A 21,462-nucleotide genomic window follows, 5' to 3' on the forward strand; every position below is an offset into this window, starting at 1 on the left:
GGTGGTCGGCCGTCCACGAGAGGGATGGTCCGACCACCGCGACGGTGGCGCTGGGGGATCGTCAGGCGGGCAGGCTCGCCGCCCCGCGCGGCAGGAACCGCTGACCGGTGACCCGCTCGGAGGTGCCGGTCCGGTCCAGGTACGGCGTCACGCCACCCAGGTGGAACGGCCAACCGGCGCCCAGGATCATGCACAGGTCGATGTCCTGCGCCTCGGCGACCACGCCCTCGTCCAGCATCAGCCGGATCTCCTGCGCGAGCGCGTCGAGCGCGTTCTGGCGTACCTGCTCGGCGGTCAGCGGCTGGTCACCCACGACGAGCAGCTTGGCCACCTCCTCGTTGACCTGGTCGTCGACCACGATCGGCTGACCCGAGTCGGCGATCCGCCTGAGGTTGTCGCTCACGCCGAACCGGTCCGGGTACGCAGCGTGCAGGGTGCCGCCCACGTGGTACGCGACGGCCGGCCCGACCAGTTGGAGCAGGGCGAGCGGGCGCATCGGCAGTCCCAGCGGGTCCAGCGCGCTGTTCGCCACGTCCAGCGGCGTGCCGGCGTCCACGGCGGCGAAGACGGTGCCCAGGAAGCGGGTGAGCAGCCGGTTCACCACGAACGCCGGGGCGTCCTTGACCAGCACGCTCGACTTCTTGAGCTGCTTGCCGACCGCGAACGCGGTGGCCAGTGTGGCATCGTCGGTGCGCTCGCCCCGGACGATCTCCAGCAGCGGCAGCACCGCCACCGGGTTGAAGAAGTGGAAACCGACGACCCGCTCCGGGTGCTCCAGGTCGGCGGCCATCTCGGTGATGGACAGCGAACTGGTGTTGGTGGCGAGCACCGCCTCCGGGGAGACGATCTTCTCCAGCTCGGCCCAGACCTGCTTCTTGACCCCCAGGTCCTCGAAGACCGCCTCGATGACGAAGTCGGCGTCGGCGAAGGCGCTCTTGTCGACAGTGCCGCTGACCAGGCCGTACAGCTTGGCGGCGGTGCCCTTGTCCATCCGGCCCTTGGTGACGGCCTTCTCGATCTGGGTGTGTACGTAGCCGACGCCCTTGTCCACCCGCGACTGGTCCAGGTCGCTCATGACGACCGGCACCTGGAGGCGACGGGCGAACAGCAGCGCCAACTGGCTGGCCATCAGGCCGGCGCCGACGATGCCGACCTTGGTGACGGTGCGGGCCAGGCCCTTGTCCGGTGCGCCGGCCGGTCGCTTGGCCCGCCGCTGCACCAGGTCGAAGGCGTACAGGCCGCTGCGCAGCTCCTCGGAGAAGACCAGGTCCGCGAGGGCCTCGTCCTCGGCGGCGGTGCCGGCGGCGAAGTCGCCGTCCTTGGCCGTCTCCAGCAGGTCGAGGGCCTTGTACGCGGCCGGCACCGCGCCGTGCAGCCGCTGGTTCAGCGTCTCCCGGGCGAAGTAGAGCACGCCCGCCCACATGTCCTTGTCGACCTCGGGTCGGGTGACTGTCACCCGACCGCGCACCACGTCGGCCGCCCACTCCAGCGAACGCTCCAGGAAGTCGGCCGGCTCCAGCAGGATGTCCGCGATGCCCAGCTCGGCGGCCTGCTTCGGCTTGAGCATCTTGTTCTGCATCAGCGGGTTCTGGATGATCACCTGGGTCGCGGCGGGGATGCCGATCAGGTTCGGCAGCAGTTGGGTGCCGCCCCAGCCGGGCACCAGGCCGAGGGAGACCTCGGGCAGCGCGAGGGCCGCCGCACCACCGGAGAGCGTCCGGTAGTGGCAGTGCAGCGCCAACTCCAGGCCGCCGCCCATCGCCGCGCCGTTGACGAACGCGAAGGTGGGAACCGTGCTGTCCTTCAGCCGGGCGAAGACCCGGTGGCCGAGGCGACCGATCTCCAACGCCTGCGCGCGGTCGGCGAGCTGCGGCAGGCCCAGGATGTCCGCGCCGACGCAGAAGATGTACGTCTTGCCGGTGACAGCGACGAACGCCGGGTCGGCGGCGAGCGCCGCGGTGATCGCGTCGTCCAGGTCGGTCAGCCCGCCCGGGCCGAAGGTGTTCGGCTTGGTGTGGTCGAGCCCGTTGTCCAATGTGATCAGGGCAGCGGGTCGGTCCAGCCCCGGTACGTTCACCTGCCGCAGCAGCGCGCGGGTGACGACCTCGTTCGGTGCGGCCAGTGCGCTCACTTGTTGCCACCCTCCCAGTGCGGGTTCTCCCAGATGACAGTGCCGCCCATGCCGATGCCGATGCACATCGCGGTCACGCCGTAGCGGACCTCGGGGTGCTCGGCGAACTGCCGGGCCAGCTGCGTCATCAGCCGTACGCCGGAGGACGCGAGGGGGTGACCGATGGCGATCGCGCCGCCCCACGGGTTGACCCGCGGGTCGTCGTCGGCGATGCCGAAGTGGTCGAGGAAGGCGAGCACCTGCACGGCGAACGCCTCGTTCAGCTCGAACAGGCCGATGTCGTCGATGCTGAGCCCGGCGAGACGCAGCGCCTTCTCCGTCGACGGGATCGGGCCGACACCCATCACCTCCGGCTCCACGCCGACGAAGCCGAACGACACCAGCCGCATGGCGACCGGCAGACCCAGCTCGCGGGCGGTGGCCTCGTCGGCGAGCAGGCTCGCGGTGGCACCGTCGTTCAGGCCGGCCGCGTTGCCCGCGGTGACCTTGCCGTGCGGGCGGAACGGGGTCTTCAGGGTGGCGAGCTTCTCCAACGACGTGTCCCGTGGGGCCTCGTCCACAGTCGCCAGGCCCCAGCCGCCCTCCGCGTCCCGGATGGACATCGGCACCAGGTCGTCCTGGAGCTTGCCGTTGGCGTACGCCTTCGCGGTCTTCTGCTGCGAGGCGAGCGCGAACGCGTCGGTGCGGGCCTTGGTGATGTGCGGCACCCGGTCGTGCAGGTTCTCCGCGGTGGCGCCCATGACCAGCGCGGACGGGTCGACGAGCTTCTCCGCGATGATGCGCGGGTTGGGGTCGACACCCTCGCCCATCGGGTGGTGCCCCATGTGCTCGACGCCACCGGCGATGGCGACGTCGTACGCGCCCATGGCGATGCCGCTGGCCACTGTGGTCACCGCGGTCATCGCGCCGGCGCACATCCGGTCGATGGCGAAGCCGGGAACGGTCTTGGGCAGACCGGCCAGCAGGGCGGCGGTGCGCCCGATGGTGAGGCCCTGGTCGCCGATCTGCGTGGTGGCCGCGATGGCGACTTCCTCGACCCGCTCCGGAGGCAGCTGCGGGTTGCGCCGCAGCAGCTCACGGATGCAGCGGATCACCAGGTCGTCGGCGCGGGTGTTGGCGTACATACCACCCGCCTTGCCGAACGGGGTACGGACACCGTCGACAAAGACGACATCCCGAACTTCACGGGGCACTTGAGCCTCCTATTCGACCACGATCCGACCTACGCGGAGCGGCACTCCGGACCGGACAAGGGTCGCCGACACGGGCACGTTCCCCCCAAATGCTACTCGCCAGTAACCACCCCGGTCCCCAAGCCCTCCTGTGGCCCACCCCACACCCCGACCCTCACCCACCCGACCCCCACCCCGCCGGCCTTCCGTTGATCATGGCGTTGTTGTCACGACACGCCGGTGGCGGTGGCTATAACCCCATGATCAACGGAGAAGTCAGGGGGTGGGGGTGGGTGGGGTTAGGGGGTTGGGTCTAGGGCTTCGGTCAGGGCTTGGGTTAGGAGGCCTATTTGCCATTCGCGGGCGTTGAGGCCGCGCAGGGTCTCCGCGACCGCCTCCTCGGTGAGCTCCTCCGGTGGGGTCCAGGCCAGCCGGCGAACCGAGTCCGGAGTGATCAGGTTTTCCGGCGGCAGGTTGTGCTCACCGGAGATGCGGATCACCACCTCCCGGCATCGGGCCAGCCGGCCCGCCGCCACCGGATCCCGTTCGGCCCACCGGTGTGGCGGTGGTGGGCCCTCCACGGTCGGGGAGACCGGCAGCGAGTCGTCCGGCAACTGTCGGGCGTCGTCGAGCGCGGCGAGCCAGGTGCGGGCCAACCGCCGGACCGACCGACCGCCGAAACCGGGCAGGGTCAGCAGGGTCTTCTCGTCCTTCGGGTCCAACTCGGCAGCGGCGATGATCGCCGAGTCGGGCAGCACCCGGCCGGGCGCGGCGTCCCGCCGGGCCGCGATCTGGTCCCGGGCGTACCACATCGAGCGGACCCGGGCCTGGGCCCGCGCCCCCCGCAGCCGGTGGATGCCGGAGGTACGCCGCCAGGGCTCCGCGCGGACCCGCGGCGGACGCGCCCCGGTGCGGACCAGGGCGGCGAACTCCTCCGCGGCCCAGGCCGACTTGCCCTGTCGGGTCAGCTCGGCGTCGAGGGCGTCGCGCAGGTCGGTGAGCATCTCCACGTCGAGGGCGGCGTACGTCAGCCACGACTCGGGCAGCGGGCGACTCGACCAGTCGGCGGCCGAGTGGTGCTTCTCCAGGGTGAAGCCGAGCAACTGCTCGGTCAGCGCGGCCAGCCCGACCCGCTCGAACCCCGCCAGCCGCGCGGCCAGTTCCGTGTCGAACAACCGGCGCGGGCGCAGCCCCACCTCGGCCAGGCAGGGCAGATCCTGGCTGGCCGCGTGCAGCACCCACTCGGCATCCCCGATCGCCGCGTCCAGCGCGCTGAGGTCAGGCAGTGGCAGCGGGTCGATCAGCGCCGTGCCCGCACCGGCCCGGCGCAGTTGCACCAGGTACGCGCGCTGGCTGTAGCGGTAGCCGGAGGCGCGTTCGGCGTCCAGGGCGACGGGGCCGGTGCCCGCCGCGAAGCGGGCCACGACCTCGGCGAGCTGGGCCGGAGCGGCCACCGGCTCGGGGGTGCCGTCACGCGGTGCGATCAGCGGAACGGGCCCACCGTCGGTCGGGTCCACCCCGTCGCCCGCCGGCTGCGGCTGGGCCGACGGCGGGTGCTGGGGTGCGTTTCCCGGGAGTTCTTCGGCGGGCCGACGGCGCAGGGGTGGTTCGTCGGTCACCTGCCAACCCTAGTGCGCGCGATGATCCGGCGTGTGCAGCCGGTCCGGCGCGTGTCGGTCAGGTGTCCGTGACGTGTCCGTCCGGACGCCGATCATCAGGCCGCTCCGGCGGGGCGACGGTCGGAGAGGGCGGTCACGCCGGGCGGGGGGAGGCCGGCGGTGGAGGCGAGCAGTGCGCACCAGCCGAGCAGGTGCGGGGTCAGGTCGTCGTCGACAGGCGTCCAGGAGGCGCGGATCTCGATGTCGCCCACTGTCGGTGGGCCGGCCAGGTCACCGAACCGGGTCGACATGGTCTGCGTCACCGTTCCGCCGATCGCCCGGTGGCCGGCCTCCTGGGCGTCCAACGCGTCGGTCAGCCACGTCCAGCCGACGCCGGGCAGCAGCGGATCGGCGGCCAGGTCGACCTCCAACTCGGCGGTCACGTAGGTGACCAACCGCAGGGTGCCCTGCCACGCCTCGTGGCCGACCGGGTCGTGCAGCAGGATCAACCGGCCGGTCGCCACCTCGTCGCCGTCGCGCAGCACCGCCGCGGAGAGTGCGAACGCGTACGGGGCCAACCGCTGGGGGGCGCCGACCTCCTCCAGCGTGATCTCCGGCCGGGGGGTCGCCGATCGCAGCCCGGCGACCGCGCGGGCGAACGTCTCCGGGAGCGCGATCGGGGGGGCCATGTCGGCAGCCTATGCCGCAGTCGGTCCCCGGCTTCGACGGCGCGCCGACACCCGTGCCCCGCCGGGGGCCCCGCGGAAGTCGCTCGTCCTTTCACCCCAGGTGGGGTGGGGGTGGTGGGCGTGGCACGATTGCGGCGATGACCACGGACACCACGGGCTCTGCCGCCCGAGACGGAGAACCCCGCCCCGGCGGACCAGCCGACTCGCCCTTCGTCAGGGCCTGCCGACGACGGCCCGGCCCGCACACCCCGGTCTGGTTCATGCGCCAGGCCGGCCGCTCGCTGCCGGAATACCGGGAGATCCGGGCGACAGTGCCGATGCTGGAGTCCTGCCGCCGCCCGGAGCTGGTCACCGAGATCACGCTCCAGCCGGTGCGCCGGCACGGAGTGGACGCGGCCATCCTGTTCAGCGACATCGTGGTGCCGGTCGCCGCGGCCGGCGTCGACCTGGACATCGTGCCGGGCACCGGCCCGGTGGTCGCCGAGCCGATCCGCACCGCCGCCGACGTCCAGCGGATCCGCCCGATCACCCGCGACGACGTCTCGTACGTGGACGAGGCCGTCCGGCAGTTGGTGGCCGAGCTGGGCGACACCCCGCTCATCGGTTTCGCCGGCGCGCCGTTCACCCTGGCCAGCTACCTGGTCGAGGGCGGGCCGTCGCGCACCCACGCGAAGACCAAAGCCCTGATGTACGGCGACGAGGCGCTGTGGCACGCGCTCTGCGGCCGGCTGGCCGAGGTGACGCTCGCCTTCCTGCGGGTGCAGATCGAGGCCGGGGTCTCCGCCGTGCAGCTGTTCGACTCGTGGGCCGGCGCGCTGTCCGAGGCCGACTACCGCCGTTACGTGCTGCCGCACTCGACGGCGGTGCTGGGCGGGCTGGTCCACGCCGGGGTGCCGCGGATCCACTTCGGGGTGGGCACCGCCGAGCTGCTCGGCGCGATGGGCGAGGCCGGCGCGGACGTGGTCGGCGTCGACTGGCGTACCCCGCTGGACGTGGCGACTCGGCGGATCGGCCCGGACAAGGCGGTGCAGGGCAACCTGGACCCGACGGTGCTGCTCGCGCCGTGGCCGGTGGTGCAGGCCGAGGTGCGCCGCATCCTCAAGCAGGGCAGCGCGGCCCCCGGGCACGTGTTCAACCTCGGCCACGGTGTGCTGCCGGAGACCGACCCGGAGGTGCTGACCCGGGTGGTCGCGCTGGTGCACGAGCTGTCCAGCCGCCGGGCCGACCAGGGCTGAGAAGGCGATGCGGCAGCCCTGGCGGGTGGCGGTGGTCGGCGGCGGGATCGCCGGGCTGGCCGCCGCGGTCCGGTTGCGCGAGCGCGCACCGGCCGGCACCGAGATCACCGTGTACGAGCAGTCCGGCGCACTGGGCGGCAAGCTGCGTACCGGGGAGTTGGCCGGCCAGCCGGTGGAGCTCGGCGCCGAGTCGTTCCTGCTGCGGGACCCGACCGGGGGCGAGTCCGCCGCGGTGGCCCTGATCCGGCGACTCGGGTTGGCCGAGAGGATCGTGCACCCGACGGTGGGGCAGGCCGCGCTGGTGATCGACGCTGGGCTGCGCCCCATCCCGGGCGGCACGCTGGTGGGCGTACCCGGGGATCTGGACCGGGTGACGTCTGTCGCCCGCCCGGTCGCGGGCGCCGACACCGACGACGGGCGGCCGCTGGTCGGGCCGGACGCGGACGTCTCGGTTGGCGCGCTGGTCCGGTCCCGCTTCGGTGACGAGGTGGTCGAGCGACTTGTCGACCCGATGCTGGGTGGCGTGTACGCGGGCCGCGCCGACGATCTCTCGCTGGTCACGACGATGCCGGCGCTGGCCCGCACGGCCCGGGTGGAGCACACCCTGACCGGCGCGGTCCGGGCCGCGCAGGCCGCCGCGCCGCGTGCTCCCGGCGCCCCGGTGTTCGGCACCCTCGCGGGTGGGCTCACCACCCTGGTCGAGGCGGCGACGACGGCCAGTGGCGCGACGGTCCGGCGAAACGCCGCCGTCCGCGAGCTGACAGCGACCGGCACGGGCTGGCGGCTCACCGTCGGCCCGACCCGCGATCCCGAGCTGGTGGACGTGGACGCCGTGGTGCTGGCGGTGCCGGCGCGACCGGCGGCCCGGCTGCTCGCCGGCCCCGCTCCGGCGGTCGCGGCGGGCGTCGGTGCGCTGGAGTACGCGAGCGTCGCGCTCGTCACCCTGGCGTTGCCGCAACCGCACCTGCCCGAGTTGTCCGGCTTCCTGGTGCCCAGCACCGAGGGGCTGTTGATCAAGGCGGCGACCTTCTTCACCACCAAGTGGGGGCACCTGCGCCGGCCGGACGGGCTGGCGTTGGTGCGCGCCTCGGTGGGCCGGTACGGCGAGGAGGCGCACCTGCAACGCCCCGACGCGGACCTGGCGACCACCGTGCACCGGGAGTTGTCGGCGGTGCTCGGCACCCCGCTGCCCGCCCCGGTCGACGGGCACGTGCAGCGGTGGGGCGGTGCGCTGCCGCAGTACGCTCCGGGGCACGCCGACCGGCTCGCCGCCGCACGGGCGGCGTTGCGGGCCGCGCACCCCACAGTCGCCCTCGCCGGCGCCGGTTACGACGGCGTCGGCATCCCGGTCTGCGTCCGCTCCGGCGAGACGGCGGCCGAAGAGATCATCACAGCACTGGGAGGATCGGCGAGATGACCGAGCAGACCAACGCGGCCCGCCTGCGGGAGCTCAACGACAGCATCCGCTACACGATGTGGTCGGTGTTCCGGGCCAGTGCCCCGCTGCCGTCACTGCGGGACAACGTCACGGGCGAGGTCGTGGCCCTCTTCGACGAGCTGGCCGGCAAGGACGTGGTGGTCCGGGGCGTGTACGACGTCTCCGGGCTGCGCGCCGACGCGGACGTGATGATCTGGTGGCACTCCGCGTCCCCCGACGCGCTCCAGGACGCGTACCTGCGGTTCCGCCGCACCACGCTGGGCCGGGCGCTGACCCCGGTCTGGTCGCAGATGGCGCTGCACCGGCCGGCCGAGTTCAACAAGAGCCACATCCCGGCGTTCCTGGCCGGCGAGGAGGCCCGCCCCTACATCTGCGTGTACCCGTTCGTCCGCTCCTACGAGTGGTACCTGCTGCCCGACGCCGAGCGGCGGGAGATGCTGGCCGAGCACGGCAAGATGGCCCGCGGCTACCCGGACGTACGCGCCAACACTGTCGCCGCGTTCGCGCTTGGTGACTACGAGTGGATGCTCGCCTTCGAGGCCGACGAACTGCACCGGATCGTGGACCTGATGCGGGACCTGCGCGCCTCCGGCGCCCGCCGGCACGTCCGCGAGGAGGTCCCCTTCTACACGGGCCGCCGCCGCTCGGTCGCCGAGATCGTCAACTGCCTGGTCTGACCCCTGCCGCCCGCCGGCCGGTGCCGCACCCCCGCCCGGGTGCGGCACCGGACGGAGGTCAACTGGTCGACGTGCAGGAGACCAGCGGAACCGGGTTGCTGCCGTTCCACGAGCCGAGGAAACCGAACGTGGTGCTCGCGCCGGCGGCGAGGGTGCCGTTGTGGTTGGCGTTGCGTGCGGTGACCAGCGAGCCGTTGGTGCTGACCGTGGAGTTCCACGATGAGGTGACCTGCTGGCCGTTGTTGTAGTTCCAGCTCACCGACCAGCCCTTGGTGGGCGAGCCGCCCGCGCTGACCTTCACCTCGGCCTGGAAGCCGCCGGCCCACTGGCCGGTGACCTGGTACGTCGCCGTGCAGGCCCCGGCCGGCGGCGGAGTGCTGGTGACCGGCGGCGGGGTGGTCGGCGGCGGCGTGGTGGGTGGAGGCGTGGTCGGCGGGGGAGTGGTCGGCGGCGGCGTCGTCGGCGGCGGGGTGCTCGTGCCGCCGAAGGTGACGTCGCTGCACAGGTAGTACGACTGGTCGAAGTGGCTGGCCTGCCAGACGGTGTAGACGATGTGCCGTCCGGTGCGCCCGGGCGCGTTCACTGGGATCTGGATGGAGACACCACCGGTGTCCGGGTTCCACTGCGAGGCCGGGGTGTTGCCGATCTGCCCGGCCAACTCCAGGTCGTCCCAGCCCAGCGGCTCGGTGAGCGCGTCGAAGCCCTGCTTGGTCACGTACACCCGGATGTAGTCGGCGCCGTGACTGGCCCCGTCGAAGAAGCGAAGCCGGAAGTTGTTCGACACCGCTGTGGTCTTCCACGCGCCGATGGTGTCCAGCGCGTTGTAGCGACCGTTCTGGGTGCGACCGCCGCTGCACAGCTGGCCGTTGGGGACGGCGGCCTGGTGGTTGCCGCCCACACCCTCGCGGAACAGGCCGTTCCAGTTCCACATGGCCTGCGGGTCGGCCTGCCAGGCCTGCCAGCACATCGGGTCCTCGGTGGCCATCCGGGGGTTCTGGAACTCGGCGCCCCACCGTTGCCAACAGCTGTAGTTACGTGAGGCCGGGTCGACGACCGACCCGTGCGCGGAGGCCGACTGGGACTGCATGGTGTTTATCGCTGTCGTCAACAGAAGCGTGCTGGTCGCCGCGATGGCAAACAACCAGAGCACGCGTCGAGATCGGGTGAGAGTGGACATGGAGCCCCCGGGGGGATGAGGTCGGTCAGACGACGGCACCCGGATCGACGGGAGTTGCCCACTCCCGTGCCCCACTCGCTGGCTCCCGCGATGGCTCACCCCGAACCATGCCAGGCTGATCGTCAGCCGTCAATGGCCTCGCGCCGCATCGGGGTGTGCGGGATGCCGTCCTCGACGTACTCCGGGCCGCTGACCGCGAAGCCGTGCCGGGTGTAGAACGCGACAAGGTGCGACTGGGCGTCCAGCACGCAGGGCCGGTTGCCCACCACCTCCAGCGCCGCGGTCATCAACCGGGCGGCGTGTCCGCCGCCGCGCGCCGCCGGGGCCACCACCACCCGACCGATCCGGGCGGTGCCGTCCGGGTCGGCCAGGATTCGCAGGTACGCCAGCGGCACGCCGCCGTCGGTGAGCCAGAGATGCCGGGTGCCCGGCTCCACGTCGCGTCCGTCGAGCTCCGGGTACGGGCAGTTCTGCTCCACCACGAACACGTCGATGCGCAGCTTGAGCAGGTCGTGGAAGGTGCGGGCGTTCAGGTCGGCGAAGGACGCCGTCCGGATTTCGGTGGTCTGCTGGGGCATCCACCGATGGTAGGTCGGGTCGGTCTACCTGGTGTCGTCCCGGTCGGGTGCGAGGTAGGTGGCGACCACGGCGGTGAGCAGCAGGACACCGCCGACGCTGACCGGCAGCGGGAGCGGCTCGTGGAGCAGGGCCACCGCCAGTGCCGCGGCGGTGAGCGGTTCGAGCAGGGTCAGCACGGCGGCGACGCTGCCCGGAGTCGTACGCAGGCCGGCGTAGAACAACGCGTACGCGACCGCGGTGGTGACCACGCCGAGGTGCAGCAGCAGTGCCACGGTGTCCAGGCGTAGCGGCACGCTGGCCCCGGCGACCAGGGCGAACGGCGCCAGGGTCAGCGCGCCGACCACTGTGGAGATGGTGGTCAACGTCATCGGCGCGGTGCGCTGCGACAGGTGTCGGCTGATCAGGGTGGTCACCGCGTACCCCAGGCCGGAGCCGGCCGCGGCGAGCAGGCCGAGCAGTGGGGCGGGCGCCGCCACGCTGGGGTCCGCCGTGGCGCCGGTGATCAGGGCGAGGCCGGCCACGGCCGCGACGAGCGTGCCGAGGCGCAGTGGGCCGGGGATCCGTCGGGCGCGCACCGACTCCCAGGTCGCGGCGAGCACCGGGGCCAGGCCCAGGCTGACGACTGTGGCGACGCTGACGCCGGCCCAGGCCACGGCGGCGAAGTAGAGCGCCTGGTAGAGGCCGAGGCCGATGCCGGTGAGCAGCAGCGGTACGGGTGCCGCGCGCAGGGCGGCCAGGATCGTGCCGAGCCGGCCGGCGGTGCACGCCAGCAGCACGAGCGCGGCGATCGCGAGTCGATGGAAGCCGATGCTCACCGGGCTGAGCCCGGTGCTGTCGCGCAGGAGTTGCACCGCCACGCCGGTGGTGCCCCACAGCACGCCGGTGACGGTGATCTGGATCAGGCCGGTGCGGGCCGGGCGGACGGTCGTGGCCGGGGCGCCCGGCGGCACGGTACGGGAGAGGGACACGGATGCGCTCCGAAGGGTGAGCCGTTGACGGGGACGACGTCGACGGAGCGCGTACGGCGAGGGGCCGAGCCGGGTCGGTCACCCGGTCGGCGAGGGCGCGGCGCTCCGTTCAGGAGCGCGGCGGGGGAAGAACACCCAGCGGTGGCCGCATGGCGACGACCGTACCGCAGAATCGCGGTCAGGCGGGGCGTGCGCCGACGGCGTCGCGGATCTCGGCACCCTCGGCGCCCTCGACCGCGCGGGCGCAGTGCCCGCAGCAGAAGAAGCGGCCGTTGACCTCGACGCCATGCCCAACGATCTTGACTTGGCAGTGCTCGCAGATCGGTGCCATCCGGTGGATCGCGCACTCGAAGGAGTCGAAGGTGTGCACGTCACCGCTGACGGTGTGCACCTCGAACGCCATCCAGTAGTCGTTGCCGCAGACCTCGCAGGTGGCCATGACCAACCTCCCTCATTGCGCCGTTTCGCCCCAGAATGCCGGATGCCTGAACGCGCACGGACGGAAATGGCGCTCTCCACCGGCCCGGGCGGCGTGTCGGCTTCGGCGTGTTGTGCGTTGTGCCGGGTGAACCGCCGCAACCCCCGGAGGGTCACAGTGATCAAGCGCAACAAACTCTTCGGCAACCAGACCCGGGTGACCTTCTGCCTGCCCCGGGACGCCCCACCCGGCCCGGTGAGCGTCGTCGGCTCCTTCAACGGCTGGGAGCCGGGCCGACACGAGTTGGTGATCCGCCGCGACGGGATGCGGACGGTCACCGTGAAGCTCCCGCCGGGGGAGTACGTGTTCCGCTATCTCGCCGCCGACGGTGTCTGGTTGGACGACGAGTCGGCCGACCAGGTCGACGACCGGGGCAGCCTGCTCCGCCTCTGAGAAGAAAACTCGTCACCATCGATGGATTTATCGATCGGAGTCTTTACTGTTAACAATGTTTAAATTACGTTGAGGGGCACCTACCGGACCCTGGAAAAGGAGCCGCCCCGATGCGTCGAAGAATCACCATCCCGCTGGTGGCGGCCGGTGCTGTCACCGCCACCCTCGCCCTCGCCGCTCCCGCGCAGGCGCACGGCTACGTCTCCGCCCCGCCCAGCCGACAGGCGCTCTGCGCACAGGGTCGGGTGCCCGACTGCGGGCAGATCAAATACGAGCCGCAGAGCGTGGAAGGGCCCAAGGGCCTGCGCAGCTGCAACGCGGGAATCGCCCAGTTCGCCGTGCTCAACGACGACAGCCGCGGCTGGCCGGCCACCTCGGTCGGCAGCTCGCTGACCTTCACCTGGGTGAACACCGCCCGCCACGCCACCAGCAACTGGGAGTACTGGATCGGCAACACCCGGGTCGGCGTGGTCAACGGCAACGGCCAGCAGCCGGGCGCGACGGTCTCGCACACAGTCAATCTCGGCGGCTTCTCCGGGCGGCAGAAGATCCTCGCGGTGTGGAACATCTCCGACACCGCGAACGCCTTCTACTCCTGCGTCGACGTGCAGATCGGCGGCGGGTCGAATCCGAGCCCCACCACCTCGCCCACCCCACGGCCCACCCCGACCACCACGCCGACCACCACGCCCGCCCCGGGCGGCAGTTGGACGACGGGCCGGGCGTACCAGGTCGGCGACCAGGTCACCTACGGCGGACGGACGTACCGCTGCCGGCAGGCGCACACGGCGATCCCCGGCTGGGAGCCGCCGAACGTACCGGCGCTCTGGCAGCAGGTCTGACCCCCCACGGGTGCGGCAGGTGGCCGCACCCGTGTCGCCGTCCCGCGTGAACGGAGCACCCGGCATGCCCCGTCGTACCCGTCTGGTGTCCCTCGTCGCCGCGCTGCTGCTCGCCGGCGGCTGCGGCGGGTCGCCCACGTCGAGCCCGCCGGTCGTGCCGCAACCGGCGCCCGCGTCCCCGGCCGGACCGGCGTCGTCCGGGGGCGCCGCGTCCGCCCTCGCGCCGGAGGCGATGAGCGGGATCGACGTGGTCTTCCTGAGCACCATGGTCGGGCACAGCGAACGCACCCTGCGGATCGTCGCGCTGGCCCGGGACCGGCTGCGCGACGACACGCTGCGTACCCTTGCCGCCGCCATCGAGGCGACCGAGGCCGACGAACTCTCCGCGATGCGCGGCTGGCTGCCCACAACCGGGCCGGGGGCCAGCGCCGGCGTACACCGGCATGACGGGCACGGCGACGACGCCGCGCTGGAGCGGCTGCGGACCGCGCCCGCCGCGGATGTCGACCGGGTGCTGCGCGACGTGCTCGCCGACCACCAGCGTGCGGCGGCCGACCTGGCCCGAGCCCAGGTCGGCGTTGGCCGGAACGAGCAGGTCCGCGACCTGGCCCGGCGGATCGAGCAGTCCCGGACCGCCGAGGTCGACCTGCTCGGGGGTACGCCGTGAGCGCGTCGCCGGGCCCGGACCGCTCAAGTCAGTGGGGTTCCAGCCGGACCGAGATCGAGTTGACGCAGTGCCGGGTGTCCTTCGGGGTGAAACCCTCCCCGTGGAACACGTGCCCGAGGTGGCTGTCGCAGCGGGCGCAGCGGATCTCGGTGCGGGCCATGCCGAGGCTGCGGTCCTCGATCTCCTTCACCCGGCCCGGGATGGCGTCGTCGAAGCTCGGCCACCCGCAGTGCGAGTCGAACTTCGTGTCACTGGAGAACAGCTCCAGCCCGCAGGCGCGGCAGTGGTAGACCCCCTGGGTCTTCGTGTCCACGTACTCGCCGACCCACGGGCGTTCGGTGCCGGCCTCCCGCAGGACGTGGAACTCCTCGGGGGTCAACCGGACCCGCCACTCGTCTTCGGTGCGGGGCAGCTCGTTGTCGTCAAGACTCACCCGTCAACGGTACGTCGAACGTCGGGGGTGTGGCATAAGGTCGCGAGATGGCGGGCACCAAGGCAGCGGTCACCGAGGTCGAGGTGGCCGGGCACAGCGTACGACTGAGCAGTCCCGATCGGGTGATCTTCCCCCAGCGGGGCTTCACCAAGGCGGACGTCTTCCACTACTACCTCGCGGTGGGCGACGGGATCATGCGTGCCCTGCGGGAGCGGCCCACCACGCTGCAACGCTTCCCCGAGGGCGTCGAGGGTGAGGCGTTCTTCCAGAAGCGGGTGCCCACCCGAGGGGTGCCGCAGTGGGTGACGACCGCCCAGATCACCTTCCCCAGCGGGCGCAGCGCGGCGGAGCTGTGCCCGGCCGATCTGGCCCACGTGGCCTGGGCGGCGCAGATGGGCACCATCGTCTTGCACCCCTGGCCGGTGCGCGCCGCCGACGTCGACCGACCCGACGAGCTGCGCATCGACCTCGACCCGCAACCCGGCACCGACTTCGCCGACGCGGCGCGCGCCGCCGCGCAGGTCCGCGCGCTCCTCGACGAACTGGGCGTGACCGGTTGGCCGAAGACCTCCGGCGGTCGCGGCGTACACGTCTACCTGCGCATCCAACCCCGCTGGACGTTCACCGAGGTGCGCCGGGCCACCATCGCGCTCGCCCGGGAGGTGGAGCGCCGCAACCCCGACCTGGTCACCACCGCCTGGTGGAAGGAGGAGCGCGGCAGTCGAGTCTTCGTCGACTTCAACCAGATGGCCCGGGACCGCACCATCGCCTGCGCGTACTCGCTGCGGGCCAACGCGCGGGCCACCGTCTCCACGCCGGTCACCTGGGACGAGCTGCCCGACGTCGACCCGGACGACTTCGACCTGCGTACCGTGCCGGCCCGGCTCGCCGAGCGCGGCGACCCGCACGCCGGCATCGACGACGCCCCGTGGGACATCACCCCGCTGCTGGAGTGGGCCGACCGCGACGCCGCCGCCGGCCAGGGCGACCTGCCCTACCCACCGGACCACCCGAAGATGCCCGGCGAACCCAAGCGGGTGCAACCCAGCCGCGCCAAGCGCACGCCCGACGACGAGAGCGCCTGAGGCGGCGAAACTCGGTGCGGCTACGCGCGCTGGCTAGCGCGGAGGAATCCCGGAAGCTGATGCAGGGAATCAAGGAGAGGCACCATGATTGATCTGGCCGGCGCGGCCTGGCGCAAGAGCACCCGGAGCGGAGCACAGGGCAACTGTGTGGAGGTCGCCGACAACATTCCGGGTGTCGTCGCTGTTCGGGACAGCAAGGATAAGGGTGGTCCCGCGTTGGCCTTCCTTCCGGTGACGTGGGGCGCGTTCGTCTCGTACGTGAAGGCAGCCAGGTAGCCCGCTGAGGCTGCCCGGATCGACGGGAACCCCCGGCTCTCCCACACAGGCAGGCCGGGGGTTTCTGGCACCTCGTTGTGCGGGTCCGTATACCCGCCACCCAGCTAGCCTTTGCGAGGTGAGTGACTACGTGCAGGTGTCCACCGCCGCCCCCACCCGGGAAGCGGCAGTGCGGTTGGCCGAAGGCGCAACGGCGGCACGCTTGGCGGCAGGCGCGCAGGTAGCCGGGCCGGTGTTGTCGGTGTATTGGCACCTCGGCGAGCAGGGCACGAGCGAGGAATGGCAGGTGCTGCTATTTACCACGACCGACAGGTACCCGCGATTGGAGGCGTACCTCATCGACGCCCACCCGTGGGAAAACCCTCAGGTCACCGCTACGGCGGTCGTTCACGCCTCGGCCGACTATCTGGCGTGGATCAGGCGGACGGTCGAGGGCGCGTAGACGCCTCGGCGGCCAAAGCGCCGACGGCTGGGCCGCAGCGTCAGAGGCAGGAGCCCGGGTCGGTGCTGGTGCCGATGATCGCGAACAGCATCCGGCGGAACAGGGCGATCTCGACTGCGTTGAAGCCGGTCATCGCGTTGCTCTCCGCCTCCTCGCTGGCGCGGGCGACCTGCGCCCGTACGTCGTCGCCGGCGGGCGTGATCGCCGGGATGCGCCGGCGGCGGTCCTGCGGATCGGAGTGGCGTACGACGAGATCGGCCCGCTCGAGTCGATCCAGTTGGGTCATGAGCGTGGTCTTGTCGAGGCCGAGCGCTCTGGCCAACTCGACCTGGGTGAGCCCGGGTGTCTTGTCCAGTGCACTCAACACGATGTAATCCCGCAGGTGGAGGCCGTGCCTCTCGGCCTGTTCGCCGGTCACCACGTGCATTCGTTGGGCGGCGCGATGCAGCAGCCAGGTGATCTCGGAGTCGAGCGCCGGCGCCGGCCCCTCGGTCATCGCATCGCTCCGGGCAGGAGCGGAATGCCGTCGTAGGCGCGGCGGTCGTGCGCGGGGACCACCTGCATCAGCTCGGTCAGGGCGGCCGACCGCAGGATGCCCTGTCGCACCTGCGCGGCGTCGCTGTCGGCGAGGGTACGCAGCAGCCAGGGGCGTTCGACTCTGCGGTGGATGCCATCGAGCTGCCAGGTCAGGTCACCGATGAACGCGTAGCGCTGGCCCGACGGAAGGGTCACGAACGCGACAATGGACCCCGTCGTGTGGCCTGCGGCCAGCGCCAGCACCAGAGACCCGTCGCCGTGCACGTCGAAGCTCGCGGGAAAGCCGAGATACGCGGGGCCGTCGAAGACGTATTCGTGGATCTCGTGGCCGGGCGAGACGGCGCGGAAGACCCTGCCGTCGCGGTTGCCGCGGGCGTACTCAAGCTCGTTCCGGTTCATCCAGACCGGGAGGTCGAGCGAGTCCAGGCCGCTCGCGTGGTCCCAGTGCGAGTGCGTCAGGAAGACCCCGCTGAGCCGGGTGCGGTCGTAACCGCTGTCGTCGAGCTGCTGGCTCACCGTCCGGGTTGCCTGGAACGGGGCGCGGGCGAACCGCGGCTGCATGGCGACATGCGCGGCGACGTCGGCCCCGAAGCCGGCGTCGACGAGGAAGTCACCGAACGGGTGCGTCACGAGGATGGCGGTGGCCGCGAACTGTCGCTTGTCGCGGAACGAACCTCCGCGAACGGCAAATGCCGCTCGGGTTTCGTAGGTGCCCGTGGGGAGCTGGTAGATCGCCATGCCGGCCGGTGGTGTCGCCTCGGGAAGGGCGTCCGTCCAGGGGGCGGGGAGCGATGTCATCGGGTAATCGTATGGCGTCAGATGATCCGGCACCGGACGAATATCGCGGCGGCCGAACTTGTCGTACACCTGTTCTGGGATTTGTTGGTGATCGATGAGTTGGCACGGGCGGAGAGTGCGGTGGCGACCTGCGCCGATGCCTCGGCCTGGGCGCTCTCCGAGCACGACCTGATCGCGGCGCTCGACGCCACGCACCGGCTTCAGCAGCGGCTGGCGGCGGTGCAGGTGGCGGTCGTCAGGGAGTTGGACGGTCGGGGCACCGCCGTCGCGCAGGGCGCGTCCTCGACGACCGTCTGGTTGCGTCACCGCCTACGCCTCGACGTCGCCGCTGCCCGTCGGCTGGTCGGCCTCGCCGCCTCGCTCGACGTGGCACCGCCCGCCGTGCGTGCCGCTCTGGCGCGCGGAGCGGTCACCGTGGAGCAGGCCCGGGTCATCGCCGAGGCGGTCGCCACCGTGTCGGCCCACGCCGGCGTCGAGGTCGCCGACAAGGCCGTGGGCGTGCTCGTCGACTGGGCCGCGCAGTTCGACCCCACCCTGCTGCGCAGACTCGGCAGCCGGATCCTCGACCACGTCGCGCCCGAGATCGCCGACGCCGCCGCGGCGGCGGCCCTGGAGGCCGAGGCCGCGCGGGCCGCCCGCGACCGGCACGTCACCGTCTCCGAGCGGGCCGGCGGGCGACTACGGCTCAGTGGCACCCTCGACGCGGAGACCGCCGCGCTCGTGCGCGCCGCCATCGACCCGCTCAGCCCACCCTGCGGGCCCGACGACACGCGCACCCCCGGCCAGCGTCGACACGACGCCCTCGCCGAGGTGTGCCGGCTGGCGCTGCGCACCGGCGAGTTGCCGGAGCGCGGCGGTGACCCGGCCCAACTCGTCGTCACCACCGACTTCGACGGGCTGACCCGGCGGTTGGGTGCCGGCACCCTCGACACCGGCCCGCACCTCACCCCGGCGGCCGTCCGCCGGCTCGCCTGCGACGCCGCCATCCTGCCCGCCGTGCTCGGCGGCGCCGGCCAGGTTCTCGACGTGGGCCGGCAGCGACGTCTCGTCACCGGCCCGCTGCGACGGGCGTTGGTGTTGCGCGACGGCGGCTGCGCCTTCCCCGGGTGCGACCGGCCACCCCGGTGGTGCGCCGCCCACCACATTCGACACTGGGCCGACGGCGGCCCGACAAGTCTCGACAACGCCGTGCTGCTCTGCGGCCACCACCATCGGCACCTGCACCAGGCCGAGTGGGCGGTTCGGCTGGGGGGCGACGGCAAGCCGGAGTTCGTTCCGCCGGCCTGGCTCGACCCCGGCCAGATACCACGCCGCAACCACTACCATCGGCGGACGTAGCCGATCCCCAACGGCCCGCAGCGGGAGCGAGGTGCGAGGCGGCCGCGGTATTCCGCCGCCCCGGGCGCGTCGCGGCGTTCGGGCGGGCCGGCGGTCACGCCGTGCGGATGGTCGCGGTTCGGGTCAGCCCGGGGCGAGCAGGCAGAACTCGTTGCCCTCCGGGTCGGCCAGGACCGTCCACGGGATGTCGCTCTGGCCCAGGTCGACCGCGGTGGCGCCGAGCGCCCGCAGTCGGGCCGCCTCGGCCTGCGGGTCGTCACCCGGGTACGGGCGGACGTCGAGATGGACGCGATTCCATCCGGTCTTCACGTCGGGCGTACGGATGAACTCCAGATAGGGGCCGACGCCCTGGGCGGAGCGCAGCACCGCGCTGTCGTCGGTCACCTCGTGCAGGGTCCAGTCCATGGCGCTGTCCCAGAAGCTGGCCATGGCTCGCGGGTCCGCGCAGTCGACCACCACGGCGGCGATCGGCCCGGTGTCCCGGTAACGCGGTCGGGGTTCCAGCACGCAGAACTCGTTGCCCTCCGGGTCGGCCAGGATCGTCCAGGGCACGTCACCCTGGCCGATGTCGACGGGTGTCGCACCGAGATCCTTCAGCCGCGTGACCAGTTGCGCCTGCTGGGCCGCCGAGGTGGTGGCGAGGTCGACGTGCACGCGGTTCTTCACCGTCTTGGGTTCCGGGGAGATGACGAGGTCGACGCAGACGGCGACGGGGTCGGGATAGCCGAAGCCCAGAGGTTCGAGGTTTGTCACGCCGGGTCCCTCGCTGGAGACTCCCCAACCGAGTGTCTGCGCCCAGAAACCGCCGAGGGCGGAGTCGTTGCGAGCCTTCATGTTGATCTGCACGAGCCGCGTTGCCATGGCGACGATGCTAGAGCGTGACCGGTGGACGGCTGCACCCGTGGCCGCAGCCAACGAGTCGGCGTGGCCGCAGCGTCGGTCGTGGCGGTTAGCCTGCCGTCATGGCGAGCCCAGAGCTGGATGAGTTGATCGTCGCGGACGCCGACGCCCTGCGCGTGTGGTTGTCGGCCAACCACGCCACGTCCCCCGGTGTCTGGTTGGCCCTGACCAGGAAGGGCGGCACCGTCACGACGCTGACCTGGCAGCAGGCGGTCGACGAGGCCCTGTGCTTCGGCTGGATCGACGGGCAGGCCCGGAAACGGGACGAGGAGAGCTCCTGGATCCGCTACACCCCGCGCCGGTCCCGCAGCTCCTGGTCGCAACGCAACGTCGCCCACGTGGCCCGGCTGGAGGAGCAGGGGCGTATGCAGCCCGCGGGTCGCGCCGCTGTCGAAGCCGCGAAGGCGGATGGGCGGTGGGCTGCCGCGTACGCCCCGTCGTCGGAAACCGAGGTGCCGGCCGACCTGCTCGCCGCCATCGCGGCCGACCCCGCCGCGCAGGCCATGTTCGACGTGCTCACCAGGGCCAACCGGTTCGCTCTCACCCACCGCGTGAACGGCGTCAAGAGGGCGCAGACCCGCGAGCGGAAGATCGTCGAGTTCGTCGCCATGCTGGCCCGCCACGAGACGATCCATCCGCAGAAGGCGAGGCCGGTGTCCGGGCCGACGCCTGCCGGAGCGGGAGACGACTCTTCGGGGAGCGATTGACTTTCGATAGGTAACGAGTGAAACTCGATGCATGGTTACAGAGCATCGAGCGGTAGCCGCTCTCAGAGTTTTTCTCGGGGTGCTGTTCGTGGTCCTGATCGGGTTCCAGACGTTCTCGCTGCCCGGACAGTTCGCGCACATGGCACAGGAGTCGCCGGAGCACGCCTACCTTCGGTGGCCGTTGACCGCCATCACGGTGTTCTGGGTGCTGTGCGTCCAGGTGGTCATCGTGTCGACCTGGAAGCTGCTCAGCCTGGTCAAGAACGACCGCATCTTCACCGAGGCGTCCCTGCGCTGGGTCGACCTGATCGTGTGGGCCGTCGGCGCCGCGTGGGTGGTGCTCGTGGGTGTCTTCCTCTACGTCGGCTTCAACGCCGACGACCCGGGTGGCCCGATCCTGCTGTTCCTGCTGACGATGGGCGTCACGGTGCTCGGGCTCCTCATGGTGGTGATGCGTGCGCTGCTGCGGCAGGCAACCACGCTGCGGACCGACATGGAGGCGGTGATCTGATGCCCATCGTCGTGCGCATCGACGTGGAGTTGGCCAAACGCAAGATGAGCGTCGGTGAGTTCGCCGAGCGTGTCGGGCTCACGCCCGCCAACGTGGCGGTGCTCAAGAACGGCCGCGCCAAGGCCGTCCGCTTCAGCACGCTGGAGGCGATGTGCCGGGTCCTCGGCTGCCAACCCGGCGACCTGCTCGAGTGGGTCGAGGAGGAAACCCCATGAGGTACGCCCTGACCGTCGGCGTCATCCTCGTGGTCGCCCTCGGCATCGCCGGCATCGTGCACGGGGAGGCCGACGACTCGCCGGGCCTCCAGCTCCTGGGTGTCGTGCTGGTGATCGGCGCGGCGGCGTTCGGCATCCGCAACCTCCGCGGCGGCAGCTAGCCAAGCGGCGGCAGC

General features: G+C 71.9%; 26 protein-coding genes. 14 read left to right on the forward strand and 12 right to left on the reverse strand.

Features of this window, described 5'->3' with window-relative positions:
* Positions 1–61: 61 nt before the first annotated feature.
* The 4 genes from AB0A95_RS13900 to AB0A95_RS13915 form a co-directional block, all read right to left on the reverse strand.
* A complete protein-coding gene (locus tag AB0A95_RS13900; RefSeq protein WP_357556047.1) occupies positions 62–2,131 on the reverse strand; it encodes a 3-hydroxyacyl-CoA dehydrogenase NAD-binding domain-containing protein in 2,070 nt (689 codons plus the stop codon).
* A complete protein-coding gene (locus AB0A95_RS13905; RefSeq protein ID WP_357556048.1) occupies positions 2,128–3,324 on the reverse strand; it encodes a thiolase family protein in 1,197 nt (398 codons plus the stop codon). The genes AB0A95_RS13900 and AB0A95_RS13905 overlap by 4 nt, the downstream gene beginning before the upstream one ends.
* Before the next feature lie 278 nt (positions 3,325–3,602).
* Positions 3,603–4,922, reverse strand: a complete 1,320-nt coding sequence (locus AB0A95_RS13910; protein ID WP_357556049.1) for a ribonuclease D — start codon at positions 4,920–4,922, stop codon at positions 3,603–3,605.
* A gap of 95 nt (positions 4,923–5,017) precedes the next feature.
* Entirely contained in the window at positions 5,018–5,590 is a 573-nt protein-coding gene (locus AB0A95_RS13915; protein ID WP_357556050.1) for a DUF3000 domain-containing protein, read from the reverse strand.
* A gap of 137 nt (positions 5,591–5,727) precedes the next feature.
* On the opposite strand from AB0A95_RS13915, the gene hemE reads away from it, so the two are divergent.
* From hemE to hemQ, 3 genes are read left to right on the forward strand one after another with little or no spacing between them, the layout of a single operon-like run.
* Positions 5,728–6,825 carry a uroporphyrinogen decarboxylase gene (hemE, locus tag AB0A95_RS13920; protein WP_357556051.1) on the forward strand — a complete coding sequence of 366 codons (1,098 nt, stop codon included), beginning with the start codon at positions 5,728–5,730 and terminating at the stop codon, positions 6,823–6,825.
* A gap of 7 nt (positions 6,826–6,832) precedes the next feature.
* Positions 6,833–8,242: a protoporphyrinogen oxidase gene (gene hemG, locus AB0A95_RS13925; RefSeq protein ID WP_357556052.1), complete on the forward strand. Its 1,410-nt coding sequence runs from the start codon at positions 6,833–6,835 to the stop codon at positions 8,240–8,242.
* Entirely contained in the window at positions 8,239–8,940 is a 702-nt protein-coding gene (gene hemQ / locus AB0A95_RS13930; protein ID WP_357556053.1) for a hydrogen peroxide-dependent heme synthase, read from the forward strand. Before hemG ends, hemQ begins: the two co-directional genes overlap by 4 nt.
* Before the next feature lie 58 nt (positions 8,941–8,998).
* On the opposite strand, the gene AB0A95_RS13935 is transcribed toward hemQ, so the two are convergent.
* The 4 genes from AB0A95_RS13935 to AB0A95_RS13950 all read right to left on the reverse strand — a co-directional run bounded on the left by AB0A95_RS13935 (position 8,999) and on the right by AB0A95_RS13950 (position 12,103).
* Positions 8,999–10,117, reverse strand: coding sequence for a lytic polysaccharide monooxygenase (locus AB0A95_RS13935; protein WP_357556054.1), 1,119 nt, complete (start codon positions 10,115–10,117; stop codon positions 8,999–9,001).
* Between the two features lie 122 nt (positions 10,118–10,239).
* A complete protein-coding gene (locus AB0A95_RS13940) occupies positions 10,240–10,695 on the reverse strand; it encodes a GNAT family N-acetyltransferase (protein WP_357556055.1) in 456 nt (151 codons plus the stop codon).
* 24 nt (positions 10,696–10,719) lie between these two features.
* On the reverse strand, positions 10,720–11,664 hold the full coding sequence (locus tag AB0A95_RS13945; protein ID WP_357556056.1) for a DMT family transporter: 945 nt from the start codon (positions 11,662–11,664) through the stop codon (positions 10,720–10,722).
* Between the two features lie 178 nt (positions 11,665–11,842).
* Positions 11,843–12,103: a Prokaryotic metallothionein gene (locus AB0A95_RS13950; RefSeq protein ID WP_355051720.1), complete on the reverse strand. Its 261-nt coding sequence runs from the start codon at positions 12,101–12,103 to the stop codon at positions 11,843–11,845.
* A gap of 156 nt (positions 12,104–12,259) precedes the next feature.
* Between AB0A95_RS13950 and AB0A95_RS13955 the strand changes: the two genes are divergently transcribed.
* From AB0A95_RS13955 to AB0A95_RS13965, 3 genes are all read left to right on the forward strand, one after another.
* Positions 12,260–12,535, forward strand: a complete 276-nt coding sequence (locus AB0A95_RS13955) for a glycoside hydrolase (protein WP_357556057.1) — start codon at positions 12,260–12,262, stop codon at positions 12,533–12,535.
* A 110-nt stretch (positions 12,536–12,645) separates the two neighbouring features.
* Positions 12,646–13,377, forward strand: coding sequence for a lytic polysaccharide monooxygenase (locus tag AB0A95_RS13960; RefSeq protein WP_357556058.1), 732 nt, complete (start codon positions 12,646–12,648; stop codon positions 13,375–13,377).
* Positions 13,378–13,441: 64 nt separating this feature from the next.
* Positions 13,442–14,044, forward strand: coding sequence for a DUF305 domain-containing protein (locus tag AB0A95_RS13965; protein WP_357556059.1), 603 nt, complete (start codon positions 13,442–13,444; stop codon positions 14,042–14,044).
* 28 nt (positions 14,045–14,072) lie between these two features.
* Here AB0A95_RS13965 and msrB read toward each other — a convergent pair whose 3' ends face one another.
* Positions 14,073–14,477 (reverse strand): peptide-methionine (R)-S-oxide reductase MsrB, encoded by a 405-nt coding sequence (msrB, locus tag AB0A95_RS13970; RefSeq protein ID WP_357070243.1) that lies wholly within the window; start codon positions 14,475–14,477, stop codon positions 14,073–14,075.
* A 47-nt stretch (positions 14,478–14,524) separates the two neighbouring features.
* Here msrB and ligD point away from each other — a divergent pair, with 47 nt between their 5' ends.
* From ligD to cutA, 3 genes are all read left to right on the forward strand, one after another.
* Complete coding sequence (ligD, locus tag AB0A95_RS13975) at positions 14,525–15,562, forward strand: non-homologous end-joining DNA ligase (RefSeq protein ID WP_357556060.1); 1,038 nt, start codon at positions 14,525–14,527, stop codon at positions 15,560–15,562.
* Positions 15,563–15,646: 84 nt separating this feature from the next.
* Positions 15,647–15,838, forward strand: coding sequence for a DUF397 domain-containing protein (locus AB0A95_RS13980; RefSeq protein WP_357556061.1), 192 nt, complete (start codon positions 15,647–15,649; stop codon positions 15,836–15,838).
* A gap of 118 nt (positions 15,839–15,956) precedes the next feature.
* A complete protein-coding gene (cutA, locus tag AB0A95_RS13985; RefSeq protein ID WP_357556062.1) occupies positions 15,957–16,280 on the forward strand; it encodes a divalent cation tolerance protein CutA in 324 nt (107 codons plus the stop codon).
* Between the two features lie 40 nt (positions 16,281–16,320).
* Here the strand turns inward: cutA and AB0A95_RS13990 are convergent, their stop codons facing one another.
* A complete protein-coding gene (locus AB0A95_RS13990) occupies positions 16,321–16,776 on the reverse strand; it encodes a MarR family winged helix-turn-helix transcriptional regulator (protein ID WP_357556063.1) in 456 nt (151 codons plus the stop codon).
* Positions 16,773–17,615 (reverse strand): MBL fold metallo-hydrolase, encoded by an 843-nt coding sequence (locus AB0A95_RS13995; RefSeq protein ID WP_357556064.1) that lies wholly within the window; start codon positions 17,613–17,615, stop codon positions 16,773–16,775. The genes AB0A95_RS13990 and AB0A95_RS13995 overlap by 4 nt, the downstream gene beginning before the upstream one ends.
* 87 nt (positions 17,616–17,702) lie before the next feature.
* On the opposite strand from AB0A95_RS13995, the gene AB0A95_RS14000 reads away from it, so the two are divergent.
* Positions 17,703–18,953 carry a DUF222 domain-containing protein gene (locus tag AB0A95_RS14000; RefSeq protein WP_357556189.1) on the forward strand — a complete coding sequence of 417 codons (1,251 nt, stop codon included), beginning with the start codon at positions 17,703–17,705 and terminating at the stop codon, positions 18,951–18,953.
* A 123-nt stretch (positions 18,954–19,076) separates the two neighbouring features.
* Here AB0A95_RS14000 and AB0A95_RS14005 read toward each other — a convergent pair whose 3' ends face one another.
* Positions 19,077–19,814 (reverse strand): VOC family protein, encoded by a 738-nt coding sequence (locus tag AB0A95_RS14005; RefSeq protein WP_357556065.1) that lies wholly within the window; start codon positions 19,812–19,814, stop codon positions 19,077–19,079.
* 101 nt (positions 19,815–19,915) lie between these two features.
* Here AB0A95_RS14005 and AB0A95_RS14010 point away from each other — a divergent pair, with 101 nt between their 5' ends.
* The 4 genes from AB0A95_RS14010 to AB0A95_RS14025 are packed head-to-tail and all read left to right on the forward strand — an operon-like array spanning position 19,916 to position 21,447.
* Positions 19,916–20,560 (forward strand): YdeI/OmpD-associated family protein, encoded by a 645-nt coding sequence (locus AB0A95_RS14010; RefSeq protein ID WP_357556066.1) that lies wholly within the window; start codon positions 19,916–19,918, stop codon positions 20,558–20,560.
* A 31-nt stretch (positions 20,561–20,591) separates the two neighbouring features.
* A complete protein-coding gene (locus AB0A95_RS14015) occupies positions 20,592–21,071 on the forward strand; it encodes a DUF2975 domain-containing protein (RefSeq protein ID WP_357556067.1) in 480 nt (159 codons plus the stop codon).
* Positions 21,071–21,286 carry a helix-turn-helix transcriptional regulator gene (locus AB0A95_RS14020; protein WP_278138146.1) on the forward strand — a complete coding sequence of 72 codons (216 nt, stop codon included), beginning with the start codon at positions 21,071–21,073 and terminating at the stop codon, positions 21,284–21,286. The genes AB0A95_RS14015 and AB0A95_RS14020 overlap by 1 nt, the downstream gene beginning before the upstream one ends.
* The gene (locus AB0A95_RS14025) at positions 21,283–21,447 is read left to right on the forward strand and encodes a hypothetical protein (protein WP_357556068.1); all 165 of its coding nucleotides are present in this window, start codon (positions 21,283–21,285) and stop codon (positions 21,445–21,447) included. Before AB0A95_RS14020 ends, AB0A95_RS14025 begins: the two co-directional genes overlap by 4 nt.
* The last annotated feature ends 15 nt before the right edge of the window (positions 21,448–21,462 follow it).

The organism is Micromonospora sp. NPDC049230 (genome assembly GCF_040647875.1).
Taxonomy (GTDB): domain Bacteria; phylum Actinomycetota; class Actinomycetes; order Mycobacteriales; family Micromonosporaceae; genus Micromonospora.